General features: G+C 59.4%; 19 protein-coding genes and 3 tRNA genes. 1 reads left to right on the top strand and 21 read right to left on the bottom strand.

Translation table 11 applies throughout. The features are described from left to right. Nucleotides 1-268: 268 nt before the first annotated feature. From G6K99_RS06175 to G6K99_RS06075, 21 genes are all read right to left on the bottom strand, one after another. Nucleotides 269-538 (bottom strand): DUF1467 family protein, encoded by a 270-nt coding sequence (locus G6K99_RS06175; RefSeq protein WP_174195987.1) that lies wholly within the window; start codon nucleotides 536-538, stop codon nucleotides 269-271. Between the two features lie 218 nt (nucleotides 539-756). Beyond that, the gene (locus G6K99_RS06170; protein WP_174195986.1) at nucleotides 757-2,424 is read right to left on the bottom strand and encodes a ribonuclease J; all 1,668 of its coding nucleotides are present in this window, start codon (nucleotides 2,422-2,424) and stop codon (nucleotides 757-759) included. 8 nt (nucleotides 2,425-2,432) lie between these two features. Continuing rightward, nucleotides 2,433-3,203, bottom strand: coding sequence for a biotin--[acetyl-CoA-carboxylase] ligase (locus G6K99_RS06165; protein ID WP_174195985.1), 771 nt, complete (start codon nucleotides 3,201-3,203; stop codon nucleotides 2,433-2,435). 2 nt (nucleotides 3,204-3,205) lie between these two features. Next, on the bottom strand, nucleotides 3,206-4,648 hold the full coding sequence (nuoN, locus tag G6K99_RS06160; RefSeq protein ID WP_174195984.1) for an NADH-quinone oxidoreductase subunit NuoN: 1,443 nt from the start codon (nucleotides 4,646-4,648) through the stop codon (nucleotides 3,206-3,208). 18 nt (nucleotides 4,649-4,666) lie between these two features. Further along, entirely contained in the window at nucleotides 4,667-6,178 is a 1,512-nt protein-coding gene (locus G6K99_RS06155) for an NADH-quinone oxidoreductase subunit M (RefSeq protein ID WP_174195983.1), read from the bottom strand. Further along, entirely contained in the window at nucleotides 6,178-8,178 is a 2,001-nt protein-coding gene (gene nuoL / locus G6K99_RS06150; protein WP_113469306.1) for an NADH-quinone oxidoreductase subunit L, read from the bottom strand. The genes G6K99_RS06155 and nuoL overlap by 1 nt, the downstream gene beginning before the upstream one ends. Nucleotides 8,179-8,185: 7 nt before the next feature. After that, nucleotides 8,186-8,494, bottom strand: coding sequence for an NADH-quinone oxidoreductase subunit NuoK (gene nuoK / locus G6K99_RS06145; protein ID WP_062453229.1), 309 nt, complete (start codon nucleotides 8,492-8,494; stop codon nucleotides 8,186-8,188). Between the two features lie 27 nt (nucleotides 8,495-8,521). Beyond that, nucleotides 8,522-9,136 carry an NADH-quinone oxidoreductase subunit J gene (locus tag G6K99_RS06140; protein ID WP_062453230.1) on the bottom strand — a complete coding sequence of 205 codons (615 nt, stop codon included), beginning with the start codon at nucleotides 9,134-9,136 and terminating at the stop codon, nucleotides 8,522-8,524. A 139-nt stretch (nucleotides 9,137-9,275) separates the two neighbouring features. Continuing rightward, nucleotides 9,276-9,764: an NADH-quinone oxidoreductase subunit NuoI gene (gene nuoI / locus G6K99_RS06135; protein ID WP_062580005.1), complete on the bottom strand. Its 489-nt coding sequence runs from the start codon at nucleotides 9,762-9,764 to the stop codon at nucleotides 9,276-9,278. 39 nt (nucleotides 9,765-9,803) lie between these two features. Continuing rightward, nucleotides 9,804-10,847 (bottom strand): NADH-quinone oxidoreductase subunit NuoH, encoded by a 1,044-nt coding sequence (gene nuoH / locus G6K99_RS06130; RefSeq protein WP_174196062.1) that lies wholly within the window; start codon nucleotides 10,845-10,847, stop codon nucleotides 9,804-9,806. Nucleotides 10,848-10,854: 7 nt separating this feature from the next. Next, on the bottom strand, nucleotides 10,855-12,936 hold the full coding sequence (gene nuoG, locus G6K99_RS06125; RefSeq protein ID WP_174195982.1) for an NADH-quinone oxidoreductase subunit NuoG: 2,082 nt from the start codon (nucleotides 12,934-12,936) through the stop codon (nucleotides 10,855-10,857). 56 nt (nucleotides 12,937-12,992) lie between these two features. Further along, nucleotides 12,993-13,154: a hypothetical protein gene (locus G6K99_RS06120; protein ID WP_156466379.1), complete on the bottom strand. Its 162-nt coding sequence runs from the start codon at nucleotides 13,152-13,154 to the stop codon at nucleotides 12,993-12,995. A gap of 15 nt (nucleotides 13,155-13,169) precedes the next feature. Then, entirely contained in the window at nucleotides 13,170-14,474 is a 1,305-nt protein-coding gene (nuoF, locus tag G6K99_RS06115) for an NADH-quinone oxidoreductase subunit NuoF (protein WP_092661984.1), read from the bottom strand. A 91-nt stretch (nucleotides 14,475-14,565) separates the two neighbouring features. Then, nucleotides 14,566-15,498 carry an NADH-quinone oxidoreductase subunit NuoE gene (gene nuoE / locus G6K99_RS06110; RefSeq protein ID WP_174195981.1) on the bottom strand — a complete coding sequence of 311 codons (933 nt, stop codon included), beginning with the start codon at nucleotides 15,496-15,498 and terminating at the stop codon, nucleotides 14,566-14,568. 15 nt (nucleotides 15,499-15,513) lie between these two features. Next, a complete protein-coding gene (locus G6K99_RS06105) occupies nucleotides 15,514-15,759 on the bottom strand; it encodes a hypothetical protein (RefSeq protein WP_062580255.1) in 246 nt (81 codons plus the stop codon). A gap of 2 nt (nucleotides 15,760-15,761) precedes the next feature. After that, nucleotides 15,762-16,952 (bottom strand): NADH-quinone oxidoreductase subunit D, encoded by a 1,191-nt coding sequence (locus G6K99_RS06100; RefSeq protein WP_062453235.1) that lies wholly within the window; start codon nucleotides 16,950-16,952, stop codon nucleotides 15,762-15,764. A gap of 234 nt (nucleotides 16,953-17,186) precedes the next feature. Then, nucleotides 17,187-17,789 (bottom strand): NADH-quinone oxidoreductase subunit C, encoded by a 603-nt coding sequence (locus tag G6K99_RS06095; protein ID WP_062580253.1) that lies wholly within the window; start codon nucleotides 17,787-17,789, stop codon nucleotides 17,187-17,189. 18 nt (nucleotides 17,790-17,807) lie between these two features. Next, complete coding sequence (locus G6K99_RS06090) at nucleotides 17,808-18,389, bottom strand: NADH-quinone oxidoreductase subunit B family protein (protein WP_062453236.1); 582 nt, start codon at nucleotides 18,387-18,389, stop codon at nucleotides 17,808-17,810. Continuing rightward, on the bottom strand, nucleotides 18,380-18,745 hold the full coding sequence (locus tag G6K99_RS06085) for an NADH-quinone oxidoreductase subunit A (protein ID WP_062453237.1): 366 nt from the start codon (nucleotides 18,743-18,745) through the stop codon (nucleotides 18,380-18,382). The genes G6K99_RS06090 and G6K99_RS06085 overlap by 10 nt, the downstream gene beginning before the upstream one ends. Before the next feature lie 375 nt (nucleotides 18,746-19,120). Next, a tRNA-Asp gene (locus G6K99_RS06080) sits at nucleotides 19,121-19,197 on the bottom strand. A 58-nt stretch (nucleotides 19,198-19,255) separates the two neighbouring features. Next, nucleotides 19,256-19,332: transfer RNA gene (locus G6K99_RS06075), tRNA-Asp, on the bottom strand. A gap of 279 nt (nucleotides 19,333-19,611) precedes the next feature. Here G6K99_RS06075 and G6K99_RS06070 point away from each other — a divergent pair. Next, a tRNA-Val gene (locus G6K99_RS06070) sits at nucleotides 19,612-19,687 on the top strand. Nucleotides 19,688-20,571 lie beyond the last annotated feature (884 nt).

Raw genomic sequence — 20,571 nt, 5'->3', positions numbered from 1 at the left:
AGGTTCAGCTCACAAAAGAGGCAAGGAGTTCAAATTCTTGCCAGTTCGCGGTCAAGTCTTGGGAGGATCAGATCTCTGGCGCGCTCGTCGCAGCCCCGGTAACGGAATGAGTATCACGCGAAACTGAAAAACAAGGCTTAACCGCCTTGTTTTTTTTTGCCCTGCTCACAGGCATGGCCAATCCGCTGAATAGCGATCGTAAGACAGCAGTTACCCGCACAAATGCCGGAGGTGTGTGACAGGCGAATGACACGCCCGCTCGTCCACCCTACTCGAATGTCGGGATGAAGTTGGGAATGCTGTCGATGCCGAAGCCAAAGTAAGTGGAGGCAATGTGGTAGGCGAGGTAGAGCGCCGCCGAGATCACGGACGTGAGCAAGATGACCCTGCCGCCGCGGAATGTCGCGGGCGCGCTTTCCACCGTCCCGACCATCACTTCCCCATCATCCTGCTGACTGCGATAGCCAAGCGGCAGGACGGCGAACAGAACCGTCCACCAGAGAATGAAATAGATCGCAGCGACGGTCAGCAATGGCATGATGTGTCTCCTCCGCACTACCTATAGAACAGGGGATGCCGGGCGCAAAGGACGAGGTTCGATATTTCCCGTCCGGCCAAGCTCTGCGAGATTGATTCCGCAGACGCAGCCAACATGCTGAAATGCTAACACATCTGCCCGGCCCCGAACCCTCTTGACGCTTACAGCGAGGAGAAGGTGTCGGAGGCCGTGGGCAGACTTGGTTTGGCGACGGCGCCTTAGACTTTGGAGACGAACACCGTCACGACCGGCTTCTTGCCCCAGGCCAGGTTGGCCGCGGAGCGGACGGAGCGACGCACGGCTTCGCGCAGCATGTCGAGATCCTTGCGGCGGGCGCGCGGGATGCTTTCGATCGCATTGAGAACCGCGTCATAAAGCGTGTCCTCCATGCCCTCGCCCTCATAGTCGACCTCCGGCATGCCGAAGGCAACGACGTCGGGATCGCTCAGGAAGTCGAAGCGGCTGTCGAGCAGCACGTTGACCGAGACGTGACCGGCAAAGGAGAGCTTGCGGCGGTCGCCGATACCCATTTCCTCAAAGTCGCCGATCAGCTTGCCGTCCTTGAAGACGCGGCCATGTGGCGCATCGTCGATGACCTGGGCCGGGCCCGGTGCGAGACGCAAAATATTGCCGTTGCGCACGCGCGGGATGGTCTTGATGCCGGCGGTGGCGCCGAGCGCTGCCTGGGCGGTAAGGTGGGCTGCCTCGCCGTGAACAGGCACGAGGATCTCCGGTCTGGTCCACTCGTACATCTTCAGAAGTTCATTGCGGCGCGGGTGGCCGGAAACATGCACAAGCGCATCCGAGTCGGTGATGATCTTGATGCCCTGTTCGATCAGCGCGTTCTTGATTTCGATGATCGGCTTTTCGTTGCCCGGAATGGTGCGCGAGGAGAATACGACCGTATCGCCCGCAGCAAACGCGACGTTGCGCATCTCGTCGCGGGAGATCTTGGCAAGCGCTGCGCGCGACTCGCCCTGGCTGCCCGTCAGGATCACGACGACCTTGTCGCGCGGGATATAACCGAACTCGTCTTCGGAGATGAAGGGCTTGATGCCTTCCATGATGCCGAGGTCGCGGGCCACGGCGACGACTCGCTTCAGCGACGAGCCGAGCAGCAGAACTTCGCGGCCGGCGGCGTCGGCTGCTTCGGCGATCGAGCGGATGCGGCCGACATTCGACGAGAAGGTGGTGATTGCCACCCTGCCCGCAGCATTTTGGATGACCTGGCGCAGGCCTTCCGACACTTCTTCCTCTGAGGGCGAAACGCCTTCGCGCAGTGCGTTGGTGCTGTCGCACATCAGTGCGAGAACGCCCTCGTCGCCGATCGCGCGGAAACGGTTCTCATCGGTCAGGGGCCCTAGCGACGGCGCATGGTCGATCTTCCAGTCGCCGGTATGGACGACGTTGCCGAGCGGTGTGCGGATGACCAGCGACATCGGCTCTGGGATCGAGTGGTTGACGCCGACGGCTTCGATCTCGAACGGGCCGACATTGATGCGATCGCCAGCCTTGAAGATGGTGATCGGGATTTCGGCACGGGTGCCTTCGTAATTGCGCTTTGCTTCCAGCATGCCCGCCGTAAACGGAGAGGCGTAGACCGGCACCTTGAGGCCGGGCCACAGATCGTTCATGGCGCCGTAGTGATCCTCATGCGCGTGCGTGATGATCATCGCCTTGATGTTTTTCTTCTGGGCGGTCAGGAACCGGATATCGGGCAGGACCAAATCCACGCCCGGAAGGTCCGGACCCGGGAAGGTGACGCCGCAATCGACCATGATCCATTGACGCTTGTCCGGCGTTCCGTAGCCGTAGAGAGCGAGGTTCATGCCGATCTCACCCACGCCGCCAAGCGGCAGGAACACCAGTTCGTCCTGTTTAGCCATTTTTATTGTTATTCCGTTCTTGCAAAAAATACATCGCCTGCTGCGATCGGCATCAAAGAGCCATGGCCGGTATCAAGCAGCAGAAATCCAGTGTCATCGATACCTGCGAATGTGCCGTTTAGCGAGCGCTCAGGTAGATTTACCGTAATTTTCTCACCAATTCCGCATGCGACGCGGCGCCATCTGTCGACGACTGTGGTAATACCCCGACCCTCGTCCCATTCCTCCAGAACTGTCGCCATCTCCCTGAAAAGATGTGCGAATACATCCTCTGGCGACGCAGAAGACCCTTGGTCGTGAAGACGGGTGACACCGTAGGGTGCGCTATCGGGCATGTGGCGAATATTGATGCCGATGCCGATCACGAGCGCCCGGTGGCCGCCGGGAAGCGTTTCGCTTTCAATGAGGATGCCGCAGGTTTTCTTGCGCCCGATGAGAATATCGTTCGGCCATTTGACCTCGAGCGGCTCTCCACCGGTGGGTAGAACGGCACGCAAGGCGGCATGGACAGCGACGGCAACTGCGAGCGGGAGCGACGCAAGGCGCTCCGGAGGTGCCGGATCAATAAGCAGCAGCGAGGCATAGAGATTGCCGGGCTCGGACGTCCAGGCGCGACCGCGGCGGCCACGGCCGTCTGTCTGGCGGGTGGCGGTCAACCACAACAAACCGGCTTCGCCCGCACGGGCGCGGGCGAGGCATTCTGTGTTGGTGGAGCCGACCTCGCTCAGCGCTTCGTGACGAAACGCATCGAGCGACAGGCTTCGGCTCCTCAACGTCATCCTCAGAAGAACGACTTCGCCGCAGCGCTGGCCGCCGAGCCGATCGGTCCACCGATCAGCACATAGGCGACGACGAACAGGCCGGACAGACCGAAGATCAGACGCAGCTCGCCGGAGACGCGGGCAAACTGTGCCTTCGGCTCATCGAACCACATCAGCTTGACGATGCGCAGGTAGTAATAGGCGCCGACGACGGAAGAAAGCACGCCGATGATTGCCAGCGCATAGAGCTTTGCCTCGATCGCCGCGACAAAGACGAAGTACTTGGCAAAGAAGCCCGCGAGCGGCGGAATGCCGGCCATCGAGAACATCAGCGCCGTCAGCACCAGAGCCATGAAGGGCTTGGTCGAGGAAAGACCTGCGAGATCTTCCACGGTTTCGACATAGGTACCGTCTTCGCGGCGCATCGCCATGATGCAGGCGAAGGTGCCAAGCGTCATCACCATATAGATCGTCATGTAGAGCACGACGCCGGAGACGCCGGTTTCGGTGCCGGCAGAAAGGCCGACCAGTGCGTAGCCCATGTGGCCGATCGAGGAATAGGCCATCAGTCGCTTGATGTTCTTCTGACCAATGGCCGCGAAGGAACCGAGCAGCATCGATGCGATCGCCACGAAGACGATGATCTGGCGCCAGTCGGAAAGGATCGGCAGAAAGGCTTCCGAGACGACACGGACCAGAATTGCCATGGCAGCAACCTTAGGCGCCGACGCGAAGAAGGCGGTCACCGGTGTCGGTGCACCTTCGTACACGTCCGGCGTCCACATGTGGAACGGGACGGCGGAGATCTTGAAGCAGGCGCCGGCAAGGATGAAGACCATGCCGAAGATGAGGCCGAGGCCGCGCTCTTCAGACGACAGAACGGTGGCGATTTCATCAAAGCCGGTATTGCCGGTGAATCCGTAGACCAGCGACATGCCGTAGAGCATCATGCCCGACGACAGGGCGCCGAGAACGAAGTACTTGAGGCCCGCTTCCGTGGAGCGAAGGTTGTCGCGGCTGAAGGCAGCGACAACATACAGAGCCAGCGACATCAGTTCGAGGCCGAGATAGAAGGCGAGCAGGTCGTTGGCCGAGATCAGCACCATCATGCCGAGCGTTGCGAGAACCAGAAGGACCGGGAATTCGAACTTGTCGAGTTCCAGCGCCTTGGCTTGCCCCATCGACATGACCATGGCGGTGATCGATCCGATCAGTGCCAGGATCTTCATGAAGCGGGCGAACGTATCCGATACGAAGGCGCCGCCGAACGCCTGACCGTCGCCGGTCATGAAGACCAGCATGGCGCCTACGACCGCCAGAAGGGCGATCGAAAGACCGGTGACCAGCGGGGCGGATTTCTCGCCGGAGAAGACGCCAATCATCAGAAGGGCGAGCGCGCCTACGGCCAGGATGACTTCCGGCAGGGCCAGACGCAGGCTTTGGCTCAAGAGTTCAGCGGTCATGTCCAGTTTCGTCCCGTCTCAGTGCACGTTGAGTGCAAGGTTCTTTGCTGCGGCCAAGGCTGCGGAGTAATTGTTCACCACGAGATCCACCGAGGCTGCGGTCGCGTTGAGGACCGGCATTGGATAGAAACCGTAGAAAATCGTGAGCGCGACCAGTGGGTAGAGCAGGAACTTCTCGCGCGTCGAAAGGTCGAGAAGTGCCTTCAGCTTTTCCTTTTCCAGTGCCCCGAAAATGACCCGGCGATAAAGCCAGAGCGCATAGGACGCGGAAAGGATGACGCCGGTGGCGGCAAACAGTGCCACCCAGGTGTTGACCCGGAAAACGCCCATGATCGTCAGGAATTCGCCGACGAAGCCGGACGTGCCCGGCAGGCCGACATTCGCCATGGTGAGGATCATGAAGGCGACGGCATATTTCGGCATGTTGTTGACGAGACCACCGTAAGCCGAGATCTCGCGGGTATGGAGGCGGTCATAGACAACGCCGACGCAGAGGAAGAGCGCGCCGGAGACGATGCCGTGCGACAGCATCTGGAAGATCGCACCCTGCACGCCCTGCTGGTTAGCCGAAAAGATGCCCATTGTGACGTAGCCCATGTGGGCAACCGACGAGTAAGCGATCAGCTTCTTGATGTCGTCCTGCATCATCGCCACCAGCGAGGTGTAGATGATGGCAATGACGGACAGCGCAAACACCATCGGTGCGAAGTACTCCGACGCCAGCGGGAACATCTGCAAGAGGATACGGATCATGCCGTAGCCGCCGAGCTTCAGCATGACACCGGCCAGGATGACCGAACCTGCGGTCGGAGCCTGAACGTGCGCATCCGGAAGCCAGGTGTGGACCGGCCACATCGGCATCTTGACCGCGAAGGCTGCAAAGCAGGCGAGCCAGAGCCAGGTCTGGACGCCGGCCGGGAAGCCGAACTTCAGAAGCTCGGTCATATCGGTCGTGCCGGCCTGCCAGTACATGGCCATAACGGCCAGCATCATCAGAACCGAACCAAGCAGCGTATAGAGGAACAGCTTGTAGGATGCGTAGACGCGATCCTTGCCACCCCAGACACCGATGATGATGAACATCGGGATCAGCGTCGCTTCGAAGAAGATGTAGAACAAAACGATATCGAGGCCGACGAAGACGCCGGTCATGGCAACCTGCAGAAGCAGGAAGGCAATCATGTATTCCTTGATGCGCTTCTCGATCGCTTCCCAGCTGGCAAGCACGCAGAACGGCATCAGGAATGTCGTCAGGATGACGAAAAGCATGGAAATGCCGTCGACGCCGAGATGATAGGAAATCCCGGTGCTCAGCCACTCATGCTTTTCAACCATCTGGAAGCCCGGGTTCGAATTGTCGAAGCCGATCCAGATAAACAGAGAGACGATGAAGGTGACGACCGTCGTCAGGAGCGCGATGTTGAGCACGTTGCGGCGACCGTTCGCCCCCTCGCCGTTTGTCAGCAAGAGAAGGAGAACGCCGACCAGCGGCAGGAAGGTGACCGTCGAGAGAATTGGCCAGTCGGTCATTACATTGAGCTCCCGAGCATCATCCATGTGACGAGGGCGGCGACGCCGATCAGCATCGCGAACGCGTAGTGATAAAGGTAACCGGACTGCAGCTTGACCACCCGGTCGGTGATATCGACCACGCGGGCGGCGACGCCGTTGGGGCCGTAGTTATCGATCACGGCGACGTCACCCTTCTTCCACAGGAAGCGGCCGAGAGCCTTGGCCGAGCGGACGAAAAGGAAGTCGTAGAGTTCGTCGAAATACCACTTGTTCAGCAGGAACTGGTAGAGGCCCTGCTGCGAAGCGGCGAGACGCTTCGGGGTTTCTGGCGACTTGATGTAGAAGTACCAGGCGGTGACAAGTCCGATCAGCATGGCGATGAATGGCGACAGCGCCACCAGTGCCGGCACGTGGTGGAACTCGTGTAGCAGTTCGTTCTGCTCGGACGTGAACAGCGCGCCCTTCCAGAAGGCGTCGTAGTCGTGGCCGTAGAAGAATTCCTTGAACACGACACCAGCGAGCACTGCGCCGGCTGCCAGGATGTAGAGCGGCACCAGCATGACGTTGGGGCTCTCATGGACGTGATGCATCACTTCATGGCTCGCACGCGGCTTGCCGAAGAAGGTGAGGAAGATCAGGCGCCACGAATAGAAGCTCGTGAACATCGCGGCAATGACCAGCAGAGTGAAGGCAAAGCCTGCAACCGGCGAATGGGACGCATAGGTCGCCTCGATGATGAAGTCCTTCGAGAAGAAGCCTGCAAAACCGATTGGCGTGAACGGAATGCCAACGCCGGTGATGGCAAGCGTGCCAATGAGCATCATGGCGAAGGTGAGCTTGATGTGGCTGCGCAGGCCGCCCATGTGTCGCATGTCCTGTTCGCCATCGACGGCATGGATGACCGAGCCGGCGCATAGAAACAGGAGTGCCTTGAAGAAGGCGTGCGTGAACAGGTGGAATACGGCGGCACCATAGGCGCCGACGCCGAGTGCCACGAACATGTAGCCGAGCTGCGAACAGGTCGAATAGGCGATGACGCGCTTGATGTCGTTCTGCACGAGGCCGACGGTTGCCGCGAAGAAGGCCGTGATCGCACCGATAATGGTGACAATGGTCAGCGCGTCCGGCGACAGCTCGAACACCGGCGACATGCGGGCGACGAGGAACACACCGGCAGTGACCATGGTCGCGGCGTGAATGAGGGCCGAGACCGGGGTCGGGCCTTCCATCGCGTCCGGCAGCCAGGTGTGCAGCAGGAACTGCGCCGACTTGCCCATGGCGCCCATGAACAGAAGCAGGCAGACGACGGTGAGTGCGGTTGCCCGTGTCAGTTCCATGCCGAAGATGTTGGCAACGACCTGCGTCGCTTCCGGAGCACCTTCAGCCGGCAGGTAGTTGGCCGCAGCGGCAAAAATGGTTTCAAAGCTGATCGAGCCGAACAACACGAACAGGCCGGCGATACCAAGGATGAAGCCGAAGTCGCCGACGCGGTTGACGATGAACGCCTTCATGGCCGCGGCCGATGCGGAGGGCTTCTTGTACCAGAAGCCGATCAGCAGATAGGACGCGAGACCCACGCCTTCCCAGCCGAAGAACATCTGCGCCAGGTTGTCGGACGTGATCAGCATCAACATCGCGAAGGTGAACAGCGACAGGTAGGCGAAGAACCGCGGGCGATGCGGATCGTGGTGCATGTAGCCGATCGAGTAGATGTGCACGAGCGTCGACACGGAGTTGACGACGACGAACATGATCGCGCTCAGCGTATCGATGCGGAACGCCCATTCGACGTCGATGCCGCCCGACTGCATCCACTGCATCACCGGAACCTTGATGACTTCGCCGGCTTCGCCGTGGTGAAGGGCCACGTTGAAGAAGACGATCCAGGAGAGGATCGCCGCGATGATCATCAGACCGCTGGTGACGTATTCGGAAGCCTTGGCACCGATTTGGCGGCCGAACAGGCCGGCGATCAGGAAGCCGATCAGGGGAAGAAAGACGATTGCCTTGTAGATCATGACCCGATCAGCCCTTCATCATATTGACGTCTTCGACCGCGATCGAGCCGCGGTTGCGGTAGAAGACGACGAGAATTGCAAGACCGATGGCGGCTTCCGCAGCTGCGACGGTCAGAATGAACAGTGCGAAGACCTGGCCGACGATGTCGTTCAGGAAGGATGAGAAGGCCACCATGTTGAGGTTGACCGCGAGCAGGATAAGCTCGACCGACATCAGGATGATGATGACGTTCTTGCGGTTCAGGAAGATACCGAACACGCCGAGCGTGAACAGGATGGCGCTGACCGTGAGATAGTGGGAAAGACCGATTTCCATGTTTGTTGTTCCTTGTTCCCGCTACCTTCAGAGACCCTGGCCGGACTTGACCTTGACCACCTCGACGGCAGTTTCCGGGGTGCGTGCGACCTGCCTCGAAATATCCTGACGCTTGACGTTGGTGCGATGGCGCAGCGTCAGCACGATGGCACCGATCATTGCGACCAGAAGCACCATGCCGGCGAGCTGGAAGAAATAGACGTAATTCGTATAGAGCACATCGCCGAGAGCGGCCGTATTGGTGCGCACGGCAGGGTTCGGGATCGGCATCGTGATGGATTTCGCCGCCTCCGGTGCCAGAACCGAGCCACCGATCACGACGATCAGTTCAGCCGCGAGGATCAGCCCGATGACGATGCCGATCGGCGCGTATTGAAGAATACCGGAACGCAGTTCGGCGAAGTCGATGTCGAGCATCATCACGACGAACAGGAAGAGAACCGCGACCGCGCCGATATAGACGACGAGCAGGATCATCGCCAGGAACTCGGCCCCGGTCAGCAGGAACAGGCCCGCCGAGTTGAAGAAGGTGAGGATGAGGAAGAGCACCGAATGGACCGGGTTCTTGGCCGAGATGACCATGAACGCCGACGCCACCGCGATGAACGCGAAGATGTAGAAAAAGATAGCCTGCAGACCCATCGTGGTGCCTTTTCGTTCCTCATCGGGCGGCGCTTCCAAAAAGCCCCCTGCCCGTCAGAACCCGGCGCTTCGAACGCACCGAGATTAAATGACCAATGCTTGCCCGGCGCCCGATCAGAGCGACGGCATGCTCGCCCCGTTACCGGTAGGGCGAGTCGATCCCGATGTTGCGCGCAATTTCACGCTCCCAACGATCGCCGTTTTCGAGAAGACGTGCCTTGTCGAAATACAGTTCTTCGCGGGTTTCCGTCGAGAATTCGAAATTCGGACCTTCGACGATCGCGTCGACCGGGCAGGCTTCCTGGCAGAAGCCGCAGTAGATGCACTTCACCATGTCGATATCGTAACGCACCGTGCGGCGGGTGCCGTCGTTGCGGCGCGGGCCGGCTTCGATGGTGATCGCCTGGGCGGGACAGATCGCCTCGCACAGCTTGCAGGCGATGCAACGCTCTTCGCCGTTCGGATAGCGGCGCAGTGCATGTTCGCCACGGAAGCGCGGCGAGACCGGGCCCTTTTCGAACGGGTAGTTGATCGTCGCCTTCTGCTTGAAGAAATACCTCATCGACAGGAAGAAGGCGCCGACGAATTCCTTCAGGAACAGCGAGTTGATAGCCTGGGCAATAGCCATCTTATTCTCCAATGATGCCGAGTGACGAACGAGCCATGATCATGCCCATCCCATCAGTTTCAGCACGAATGCAACGATCACGACCATGGCGAGCGACAGAGGCAGAAACACCTTCCAGCCGAGACGCATGAGTTGGTCGTAGCGATAGCGCGGTACGAAGGCCTTCACCATAGCGAACATGAAGAAGACCATGGAGCCTTTCAGCATGAACCAGATGATGCCGGGAACCCAGTTGAGGAACCAGACGTCTACCGGCGGCAGCCAGCCTCCGAGGAAAAGAATAGTGGTCAGCGAGCACATCATCAGGATGGCGGCGTATTCGCCGAGCATCAGCATCATGTATGGCGCTGACGAATACTCGACCATGTAACCGGCGACAAGTTCGGATTCCGCTTCCGGCAAATCGAACGGGGGACGGTTGGTTTCTGCAAGCGCCGAGATGAAGAAGATCACGAACATCGGGAACAGCGCCAACCAGTGCCAGTCGAGGAACGAAGCCGGCAGACCCATCATCGTGCCGAGACCGTCATGCTGTGCATTGACGATGTCGGTCAGGTTGAGCGAGCCCACGCAGAGCAGGACCGAAACGATGACGAAGCCGATCGAGACTTCATAAGACACCATCTGCGCCGCGGAGCGGAGTGCACCGAGGAACGGGTATTTCGAGTTCGATGCCCAGCCGGCCATGATGACGCCGTAGACTTCGAGCGACGAGATCGCAAAGACGTAGAGGATACCGACATTGATGTTGGCGATAACCCAGTTCTGGCTGAACGGAATGACCGCCCAGGTCGCCAGCGCCAGCGTCACCGAAATCAGCGGCGCCAGAAGGAAGACGCCCTTGTTGGCGCCAGCCGGAATGATCGGCTCCTTCAGGATGAACTTCAAAAGGTCGGCGAAGGACTGGAACAGACCGAACGGACCAACGACGTTCGGACCACGGCGCAGCTGAACGGCCGCCCAGATCTTGCGGTCGGCGAGAAGGATATAGGCAATGAAGACCAGAAGGCAGACCAGGAGCAGAAGAGACTGCCCAACCATGATCAGTGCCGGCCAAACGTAGGTCCAGAAGAACGAATCCATGTTCATATTACTCCGCCGCAACCTGGAAATTGTTGCGGGCCAGTGCCGAGCACTCCGCCATGACGGCAGATGCGCGGGCGATCGGGTTGGTCAGATAGAAATCCTTGATCGGCGTCGTGAAGCCGCCCTTGGAAAGCTCACCGGATTTCAGGCCGAGGGTGGCGATGTCGTTGACCGAGCCGGTCGCGATCTCGTCGAGATCCGCAAAATGCGGGTGATCCGCATAGAGCTTCGCACGCAGAGCATAAAGCGAGTCGAACGGCAGCTTCTTGCCGAGCACGTCGGACAGGGCGCGGATGATTGCCCAATCCTCGCGGGCTTCGCCCGGCGCGAAGCCGGCACGGTTGCCCATCTGGACGCGGCCTTCGGTGTTGACCCAGGTGCCTGACTTTTCCGTGTAGGTCGCGGCCGGCAGGATCACGTCGGCGGTATGTGCGCCGTTATCGCCGTGGCTGCCGATATAGACGGTGAACTTGGCGTATTTCGTCGAGAACTCCATCTCGTCGGCGCCAAGCAGGAAGAGAACGTCCATCGACTTCAGCATGGTCGCGGCATTGGCACCCTTGGCACCCGGCACGAAGCCGAGATCGAGGCCACCGACGCGCGATGCTGCGGTGTGCAGGACGCCGAAACCGTTCCACTCTTCCGTCAGCGCGCCAACGGAACCGGCAAGCTTTGCAGCTGCCTGAAGGATGGCGAGACCATCCGGACGGGACAGAGCCCCCTGCCCTACGATGATCATCGGGTTCTTCACGCCGCGCAGCTTTTCGGCAAAGCTGTTGCTGCCCGACGAAAGCTCGGCAAGCGAGTCCGGGCCGGCGCCGAGATAATCATAGGCGTAGCGGAGTTCGCTTACTTCGCCGATCACGCCGATCGGGAAGTTGCCGCGACGGAAACGCTTGCGAATGCGGGCGTTTAGAACCGAAGCTTCATAGCGCGGGTTGGCGCCGATCAGGAGCAAGCCACCGGCCTGTTCGATGCCTTCGATGGTCGGGTTGAAGATGTAGCTGCCGCGACCAAGCGACGGATCGAGCGCCGTCCCGTCCTGGCGACAATCGAGGTTTTCCGAACCGAGCGAGTTCATCAGCGACTTCAGCGCGTACATTTCCTCGACCGAAGCCAGATCGCCGGCAATTGCGCCGATCTTGTCCCCTGATGTCGCGGAAACAGCGGTCTTGATCGCTGCGAAGGCTTCAGCCCAGCTTGCAGCCTGCAGACGGCCATCCTTGCGGACGTAAGGACGATCGAGGCGCTGGGTCTTCAGGCCGTCCCAGATGAAGCGGGTCTTGTCCGAGATCCACTCTTCGTTCACCTGCTCGTTGACGCGCGGCATGATGCGCATCACTTCGCGGCCGCGAGTGTCGACGCGGATTGCGGAGCCGACGGCATCCATGACGTCGATCGATTCGGTCTTGTTCAGTTCCCAAGGACGGGCCGTGAAGGCGAACGGCTTGGAGGTGAGCGCACCGACCGGGCAGAGATCGACCACGTTGCCCTGAAGCTCCGAAGTCATCGCGTGCTCGAGATAGGTCGTGATTTCGGCATCTTCACCGCGGCCGATAAGACCAAGCTCAGAAATGCCGCCGACTTCGGTCGTGAAGCGGACGCAGCGCGTGCAGTGAATGCAGCGGTTCATCACGGTCTTGACGAGCGGGCCGATATACTTGTCTTCGACGGCGCGCTTGTTTTCGGTGTAGCGCGAGCTATCGATGCCGAAGGCCATCGCCTGGTCCTGCAGGTCGCATTCGCCACCCTGGTCACAGATAGGGCAATCCAGCGGATGGTTGATCAGCAGGAATTCCATCACGCCTTCGCGGGCCTTCTTGACCATCGGCGTGTTGGTGAAGACTTCCGGCAGTTCGCCATTCGGGCCGCCGCGAATATCACGCACGCCCATCGCGCAGGATGCCGCCGGCTTTGGCGGGCCACCCTTTACCTCGATCAGGCACATGCGACAGTTGCCTGCCACGGACAGACGCTCGTGGAAACAAAAGCGCGGGATTTCGGCGCCGGCTTCCTCACACGCCTGAAGCAGCGTGAAATGATCCGGGACTTCGATTTCCTTGCCGTCTACCTTCAGCTTCGTCATCGTCTTAACTACGTCCTCAGTTCATCCATCAGCCGTCTCGCCGAGGGACACATTCCTTACTTCAACAGCGCCCGCGCCTGGCCGACCCAGTCGTCCCGCGAAATGCGCCCATCGAAACCCAAGTCGTCTTCGAACCGGGCAATATCTGTTTCGGACCAAGCGGCGATCGCGGCAAGCCCACCAACACCTTTGTCCTTCGAATTCTTTTCGACCTTCAAGCAGATGCCGTCCGGTTACTCCGCTGCTTCCAGAACTGCGCCGTGTGAGGTCGAGTCCTTCGTGTACTGGTCGATCCGCGCCTCGATTTCGGGGCGGAAATTACGGATCAGGCCCTGGACCGGCCAAGCGGCCGCGTCGCCGAGCGCACAGATCGTGTGGCCTTCGATCTGCTTTGATACCTGGAACAGCATGTCGATTTCGCGCTTCTGCGCATTGCCGCGCACCATCCGCTCGAGAACGCGCATCATCCAGCCCGTGCCTTCGCGGCACGGCGTGCACTGGCCGCAGCTCTCGTGCTTGAAGAAGGCTGCGATGCGCCAGATCGCCTTGATGACGTCGGTCGACTTGTCCATGACGATCATGCCGCCCGTGCCGAACGACGATTTCACGTCGCGCATGCCGTCGAAGTCCATGATGGCATCGGCCATGTCTTCGCCGCGAACGATCGGGCAGGACGCGCCGCCGGGAATGACGCCGAGAAGGTTATCCCAACCGCCGCGGATACCGCCGCAATGATGCTCGATGATCTCGCGGAACGACAGACCCATCGCCTCTTCAAAGGTGCAGGGCTTGTTGACGTGACCAGACACCATGAACAGCTTGGTGCCGACATTGTTCGGACGACCGATCGACGAGAACCACGAGGCTCCGCGGCGCAGAATGGTCGGCGCAACAGCGATCGATTCGACGTTGTTGACGGTCGTCGGGCAGCCGTAGAGACCCATATTGGCCGGAAACGGAGGCTTCAGGCGCGGCTGGCCCTTCTTGCCTTCGAGGCTTTCGAGGAGCGCCGTCTCTTCGCCGCAGATATAGGCACCGGCGCCGTGATGGACGTAGATGTCGAAATCCCAGCCGTTCTTGTTGTTCACGCCGAGAAGACCGGCAGCATAGCATTCATCGATCGCCGCCTGGAGGTCTTCACGCTCGCGCATGTATTCGCCGCGGACATAGATGTAGGCGGTATGCGCGTTCATGGCGAAACCGGCGATCACGCAGCCTTCGATCAGCGTATGCGGATCGTTGCGCATGATTTCACGGTCCTTGCAGGTGCCGGGCTCCGATTCGTCGGCATTGACGACAAGGTAGTGCGGGCGACCATCGGACTCCTTCGGCATGAAGGACCACTTGAGCCCGGTCGGGAAGCCTGCGCCACCACGACCGCGAAGACCGGAAGCCTTCATCTCGTTGATGATCCAGTCGCGGCCTTTCTCGATGATGATCTTCGTACCATCCCAGTGGCCACGGCTCATCGCGCCCTTCAAGGACTTGTCCTTGAGACCGTAGATATTGGTGAAAATGCGATCCTGGTCTTGCAACATGATCTATCTACCTACTCGACCGACTTTATCACATCGGATGTCATCATCAGCATGCCCGTAGTGACGGACCGAAACTTTGCCGCGCCCATCATCAGGAGCTTTCCCCTTCAGGCTTCGGCTTGCGGCTGCGCTTCGGCTTCGTCTCGCCCGAGGGAACACCGAGCTCTGCCGGAGCGCCTTCGGCCTTGCTGCCGGTCGCTGCTGGCGCCGTCTCGGTTGTCGTCGGCGAACCTTCGCCCTTTTCAGCAACCTTGACGTTCTCGGCAGCAGCCTTCGGTGCCGTGACCGGCGTCTTCAGCGACTTGTCTGTCTCAGGCGCCGTATCCTTCGGACGACCGGCATTTGCCGGTGGCACAGATGCGCCCTCGGTCACAGCCTGTGGCTGCGGCTCGAGATTGGTGCGAACAGGCTTGATATCGTCGACCAGTGTGATTGGAGCACCGATCGGTGCCGACTCATGACGGTCGATCTGCGGGCCGGTCTTGACCTCGGCGCCCTTGCCTGCCTCGAACGTGTCGATGATTTCTTCAAGACGCTCGGGGGTCAGGTCCTCGTAGGCATCCTTGAAGATGATCACCATCGGTGCGTTGACGCAGGCGCCCTGACACTCGACCTCTTCCCAGGACAGCGTGCCGGTCGCATTCAGATGCAGCGGATCGTGGTGGATCTTCTTCTGACAGACCTTGATCAGGTCTTCCGAGCCGCGAAGCATGCAAGGCGTCGTGCCGCAGACCTGGATATGGGCGCGCGTGCCGATCGGCTTCAGCTGGAACTGGGTATAGAAGGTCGCGACTTCGAGAACGCGGATATAGGCCATGTCGAGCTTGGCGGCGATATGCTCGATGGCGGAACGGGTGACCCAGCCATCCTGCTCCTGCGCACGCATCAACAACGGAATGACGGCCGACTGCTGCCGGCCTTCCGGGTATTTCCTGATCGTTGCCTCTGCCCAGACCGCATTCTCCTCGTTGAAGGAGAAGTTTGCCGGCTGGAACTGTTCTTCGGCTAGTCGACGAACGGACATGCTTTCAACGCCTTATCAGTTTATGACCCCGCACCGCGATCTCGTGAGGGTCACGAATTCGCAGGCATAGGCCGTCTTGTCTTTCTGCATGAACACGATCAGCTTCGTGCCGTTGAGTACGGATGTCTTGATCTCGTAGCCATCGGACAGGAGCGTAGCCATCGACGCCGAACCGCCGCTGACACTCGACAGCGCCTCCTGCGCCTGCGAGACCGCAGGAGCAGAGAGCACGAGAGCAGCGGCTGCGACGGCGCGAAGCATCATCAGCGGTCAACCTCACCGAACACGATGTCCAGAGAACCGAGCACCGCGGACACGTCCGCCAGCTGGTGTCCGCGACAGATGAAGTCCATCGCCTGGAGATGTGCATAACCCGGAGCGCGGATCTTGCAGCGGTAGGGCTTGTTGGTGCCGTCGGCGACCAGGAACACGCCGAACTCGCCCTTGGGCGCTTCGACGGCCGCGTAAACTTCGCCGGCCGGAACGTGGTAGCCTTCGGTGTAGAGCTTGAAGTGGTGGATCAGCGCTTCCATCGAACGCTTCATCTCGCCACGCTTCGGCGGCACGACCTTGCCGTCGGTCGAAGACACCGGGCCGGTCTTTGCGTCGCTGAGCAGACGATTGACGCACTGCTTCATGATCTTGCACGATTCGCGCATCTCGATCATGCGGATCAGGTAGCGGTCGTAGCAATCGCCGTTCTTGCCGATCGGAATATCGAAGTCGAGGTCGGCGTAGCATTCGTAAGGCTGCGACTTGCGCAGATCCCATGCCGCGCCCGAACCGCGGACCATGACGCCGGAGAAGCCCCAGGCCCATGCGTCGTCGAGGCTCACAACGCCGATATCGACGTTGCGCTGCTTGAAAATACGGTTGCCGGTCAGAAGGTCGTCGATATCGTCGAGCTTTGCCGGGAACTCGTCGCACCACTGGCCGATGTCTTCGACCAGTTCCACCGGCAGGTCCTGATGGACGCCGCCCGGACGGAAGTATGCCGCATGCATGCGGGCGCCGCAGGCGCGCTCATAGAACACCATCAGCTTTTCGCGTTCTTCGAAGCCCCAGAGCGGCGGGGTCAGAGCGCCGACGTCCATGGCCTGCGTCGTGACGTTGAGAAGATGCGAGAGGATACGGCCGATTTCCGAATAGAGAACGCGGATCAGCTGACCGCGGATCGGGATCTCGAGGCCGAGCAGCTTTTCGACCGCGAGCGAATAGGCATGCTCCTGGTTCATCGGCGCGACGTAATCGAGCCGGTCGAAATAGGGCAAGGCCTGCAGATAGGTCTTGGTCTCGATCAGCTTTTCGGTGCCGCGATGCAGGAGGCCGATATGCGGATCGACACGCTCGACGATTTCGCCATCCAGTTCCAGCACCAGACGCAGAACGCCGTGGGCAGCCGGATGCTGCGGACCGAAGTTGATATTGAAGTTCCGGACGTTGTGTTCCGTCATTTCAGCGCTCCGCGCTTTGGAAAATGGGCAACCGCCCGAAATTCTGCTTCATCGTCATGTCAATCAATTCAGACGGACGCAGACTTAGTAGGAACCGATCTTTCAGGGAGTGCAACCATGTTGCTGTCCTCTCCTGATATTTTCGACCGATATCACATTACCACGTCTAATCGACCCGCCTGCCCGCTCCCTCAACCAAGTCCACCCAACCCGGCAATTACCAAATCAACCGCGTCAGGTCTTCGCCTTCTCGTCACCGGGAAGAACGTAATCCGTCCCCTCCCAAGGTGAAAGGAAATCGAAGTTGCGGAATTCCTGCCGAAGTTCGACCGGTTCGTAGACGACGCGCTTGACGCTGTCGTCGTAACGAACCTCGACGAAGCCGGTCGTCGGGAAGTCCTTGCGGAGCGGATGCCCCTCGAAACCGTAATCGGTGAGAATCCGGCGAAGATCCGGGTGACCGGTAAACAGGATGCCGTAGAGATCCCAGGCCTCACGTTCGAACCAGTCGGCGCCCGGGTAGACCGAGAATGCCGAAGGAACCGGTTCGTCCTCGCCCGTTGCAACCTTGATCCGGATGCGCAGGTTCCGGTGCGGCGACAGCAGGTGATAGACCACATCAAAACGCTTCGCACGGGCCGGATAATCGACGCCGCAGATATCGATGAAGCTGATGAAACGGCATTTCGGATCATCGCGGAGGAAGGTCAGAAGCTCGATGATGTTGTCGCTGGTGGCGATCAGGTTCAGTTCGCCATAGGACATCACCGCGTCTTCGACCAGCGTCGAGCGCGATTCGCGAATGTAGGTCGAAAGCTCGCTCAGGGTCTCGGTCATCATATCCTCCTCAAGCCCTCAACGCTCGATCGTTCCGGTGCGCCGGATCTTCTTCTGCAGCAGGAGCACGCCGTAAAGCAGCGCCTCTGCCGTGGGGGGACAGCCCGGCACGTAGATGTCGATCGGCACGATGCGGTCGCAACCGCGAACGACGGAGTAGGAATAGTGATAATACCCACCGCCGTTTGCACATGATCCCATCGAGATGACGTAACGTGGCTCCGGCATCTGGTCATAGACCTTGCGAAGCGCAGGCGCCATCTTGTTGGTCAGCGTTCCCGCCACGATCATCACGTCCGACTGGCGCGGCGAAGCGCGTGGCGCAAAGCCGAAACGCTCGACGTCATAACGCGGCATGGAAAGCTGCATCATTTCGACGGCGCAGCAGGCCAGACCGAACGTCATCCACATCAGCGAGCCGGTACGGGCCCAGTTGATCAGTTCGTCGGTCGACGTGACAAGAAAGCCCTTGTCGGCGAGCTCATTGTTGATCTCGCCAAAGAACGCGTCGTCGCTGCCAATCGGCTTGCCGGTATTCGGGTCGATAATACCCTTGGACTTCGGCGCGACGAGAGTTGTGCCGCTATCGACTACTCCCATTCCAGCGCTCCTTTTTTCCATTCGTAGATAAAGCCGATCGTGAGGACACCCAGGAACACCATCATGGACCAGAAGCCGAACCAGCCGATTTCACCGAAGGACACAGCCCAAGGGAACAGGAAGGCAACTTCGAGGTCAAAAATGATGAACAGAATCGACACGAGATAGAAGCGGATGTCGAACTTCATGCGGGCATCGTCGAAGGCATTGAAGCCGCATTCGTAGGCGGAAAGCTTTTCCGAATCTGGCGCCTTGTAGGCAACGGCGAAAGGCGCGATCAGAAGCGCCAGACCGATCACCAAGGATATACCGATGAAGATCGCGATCGGGACGTAGGAAGTGAGGAGTTCACTCATGATATTCGATCCCTGCTTGCCTTTAGCGCCGGGCGACGCTCGAACATGAATTCGACAAGCGTACGTGCATTGCAACAAGGCGTGACTAGCGCAGCGTGAGGAAAGGCGCAAGCCCTTTGAGTCCCCCTCACCTACCAATAATACTCCACTGGAAAACACCAGTTCGTTCGCCAACAAATCAGTACCCGACATGTTCCCGGCCAAGGGTCTGCCGACGGTCTTCTAACGATCGAGTTTCATTCAGGAATAGCGATTCGAGAGGCGCGGCGGACGGACGTTGCAACTCTCAGCGCGACAGGTGGGCTCGACGACACGATCATTCCCCATCCCGGTGAGGATAGAGACGCTTGATCAAATGGGAGGAAAAAAAGTAAATGGCGCGAGTGACGGGGCTCGAACCCGCGACCTCCGGCGTGACAGGCCGGCACTCTAACCAACTGAGCTACACCCGCGCATATTGCCGACTTTACGGCGCCGCATCATTTGGACACGACGTTCGAGGAAGAAGAATGGCGCGAGTGACGGGGCTCGAACCCGCGACCTCCGGCGTGACAGGCCGGCACTCTAACCAACTGAGCTACACCCGCACATTTCTTCAGAAACTTTCGTCTCTCACCAGGCAGCCTCGACTGCTCGGTTGGCCGCTTCCTAAGAGGTTCGACGGGAGGTGTCAAGCAAGTTTGAAGACAAAATAATGACGCCACTCACTTTCCCACATCGAGGCCCGTGGTTTGTCGTTAAGAACCCTTATCTGCCACGGATTTTGTCGAAAATTCAAAAAAATGTCGTCAAAGCTCTTGCGGTTTTCGCGCGATCCGCATAGATCACGGCCACCGAAGCGGCAGACGAAACGGTCTGCAGTTTAGGGGCGATTAGCTCAGTTGGTAGAGCGCCTCGTTTACACCGAGGATGTCGGCGGTTCGAGTCCGTCATCGCCCACCATTCTTCGGCCTTCCCTACCAGATAATTTCCGTAGAATGCTCTCTCGCTGATAATGGCACATGTTTGCCCATCACTGCCTTTTGGACGATTGCGTTGACCGGAAGTAGGCGGCGGCTCTAAGCGGCTCATCCGCTCCGACAGAATACTGCGCGACATCAACGCCAGGTTCCAACCGATTCGTTATCCAGTCTCAATCATTCGATCACGGGCAAATGACGTTGGCGAGCTACACAATTGTGGTTTGCATCGCTGAGGGGCTACGTTGCAAAAGACTGTCGGCCTGCACGACTATACGCGTTGTAGCATTTGGACGGCCGGCGAACACTCTCCGGTCTCCTGTTTTGTACGCCTGTCCGGCAGCACTTCAACCGGGACTGGCGCAGAGGCGAGCGGCATGCCATTGTCCCGCCATGAAAGCTGCCGCTGTCGCCTTTATTCTGCTCTCCTGCTGCGCCGTCTTCGTCGGCGGCATAGAGCTGTTCAAATATCGCCAAGGGGTCAAGCAACTCGCGGCGACCTACGCGCAGAGGCAGCCTTAGCGACAGCGCAGAAGCTCTCGTGCACTCGAAGCGCTTACCCGTTCAATCAAAGATGCTGAGTCGTTTGCTGATGTTCAGGTTCGGCATCACGCCGTAAGCCTGGCCCGTCCTGTAGGTGGTCTGCAGACAATAGTATGCGAAAATCCACAGGAAAAGGCTTGCCATAATCGAGATGGCAACGATCTGTATCCGCATTTATTTCCCTCCCCCAGCTCCTCCCCTCGATAGTGTTTCAAAATAAAACAACTGTCCATAGCAGCACGAGGACTTGGTGCAGTGCAGCATTATATTTTGCGGAGCGCCGGTTTATACTTTCTCATACTGCAGCGGAGGTGCAGCAGCATC

The sequence above is a fragment of the Neorhizobium sp. AL 9.2.2 genome (genome assembly GCF_013317225.1).
Classification (GTDB): Bacteria; Pseudomonadota; Alphaproteobacteria; order Rhizobiales; family Rhizobiaceae; genus Neorhizobium; species Neorhizobium soli.
The sequence above is the reverse complement of the archived record's forward strand: the minus strand, read 5'-3'. Positions and strand labels throughout refer to the sequence as shown.

Bases quoted from the DNA above. Each gene is read 5' to 3' on its own strand.
- G6K99_RS06175 (WP_174195987.1), bottom strand. From the start codon at position 538: ATGCCATTGCTGACCGTCGCTGCGATCTATTTCATTCTCTGGTGGACG.
- G6K99_RS06170 (WP_174195986.1), bottom strand. From the start codon at position 2,424: ATGGCTAAACAGGACGAACTGGTGTTCCTGCCGCTTGGCGGCGTGGGT.
- G6K99_RS06165 (WP_174195985.1), bottom strand. From the start codon at position 3,203: ATGACGTTGAGGAGCCGAAGCCTGTCGCTCGATGCGTTTCGTCACGAA.
- nuoN (WP_174195984.1), bottom strand. From the start codon at position 4,648: ATGACCGCTGAACTCTTGAGCCAAAGCCTGCGTCTGGCCCTGCCGGAA.
- G6K99_RS06155 (WP_174195983.1), bottom strand. From the start codon at position 6,178: ATGACCGACTGGCCAATTCTCTCGACGGTCACCTTCCTGCCGCTGGTC.
- nuoL (WP_113469306.1), bottom strand. From the start codon at position 8,178: ATGATCTACAAGGCAATCGTCTTTCTTCCCCTGATCGGCTTCCTGATC.
- nuoK (WP_062453229.1), bottom strand. From the start codon at position 8,494: ATGGAAATCGGTCTTTCCCACTATCTCACGGTCAGCGCCATCCTGTTC.
- G6K99_RS06140 (WP_062453230.1), bottom strand. From the start codon at position 9,136: ATGGGTCTGCAGGCTATCTTTTTCTACATCTTCGCGTTCATCGCGGTG.
- nuoI (WP_062580005.1), bottom strand. From the start codon at position 9,764: ATGGCTATTGCCCAGGCTATCAACTCGCTGTTCCTGAAGGAATTCGTC.
- nuoH (WP_174196062.1), bottom strand. From the start codon at position 10,847: ATGGATTCGTTCTTCTGGACCTACGTTTGGCCGGCACTGATCATGGTT.
- nuoG (WP_174195982.1), bottom strand. From the start codon at position 12,936: ATGACGAAGCTGAAGGTAGACGGCAAGGAAATCGAAGTCCCGGATCAT.
- nuoF (WP_092661984.1), bottom strand. From the start codon at position 14,474: ATGTTGCAAGACCAGGATCGCATTTTCACCAATATCTACGGTCTCAAG.
- nuoE (WP_174195981.1), bottom strand. From the start codon at position 15,498: ATGTCCGTTCGTCGACTAGCCGAAGAACAGTTCCAGCCGGCAAACTTC.
- G6K99_RS06105 (WP_062580255.1), bottom strand. From the start codon at position 15,759: ATGCTTCGCGCCGTCGCAGCCGCTGCTCTCGTGCTCTCTGCTCCTGCG.
- G6K99_RS06100 (WP_062453235.1), bottom strand. From the start codon at position 16,952: ATGACGGAACACAACGTCCGGAACTTCAATATCAACTTCGGTCCGCAG.
- G6K99_RS06095 (WP_062580253.1), bottom strand. From the start codon at position 17,789: ATGACCGAGACCCTGAGCGAGCTTTCGACCTACATTCGCGAATCGCGC.
- G6K99_RS06090 (WP_062453236.1), bottom strand. From the start codon at position 18,389: ATGGGAGTAGTCGATAGCGGCACAACTCTCGTCGCGCCGAAGTCCAAG.
- G6K99_RS06085 (WP_062453237.1), bottom strand. From the start codon at position 18,745: ATGAGTGAACTCCTCACTTCCTACGTCCCGATCGCGATCTTCATCGGT.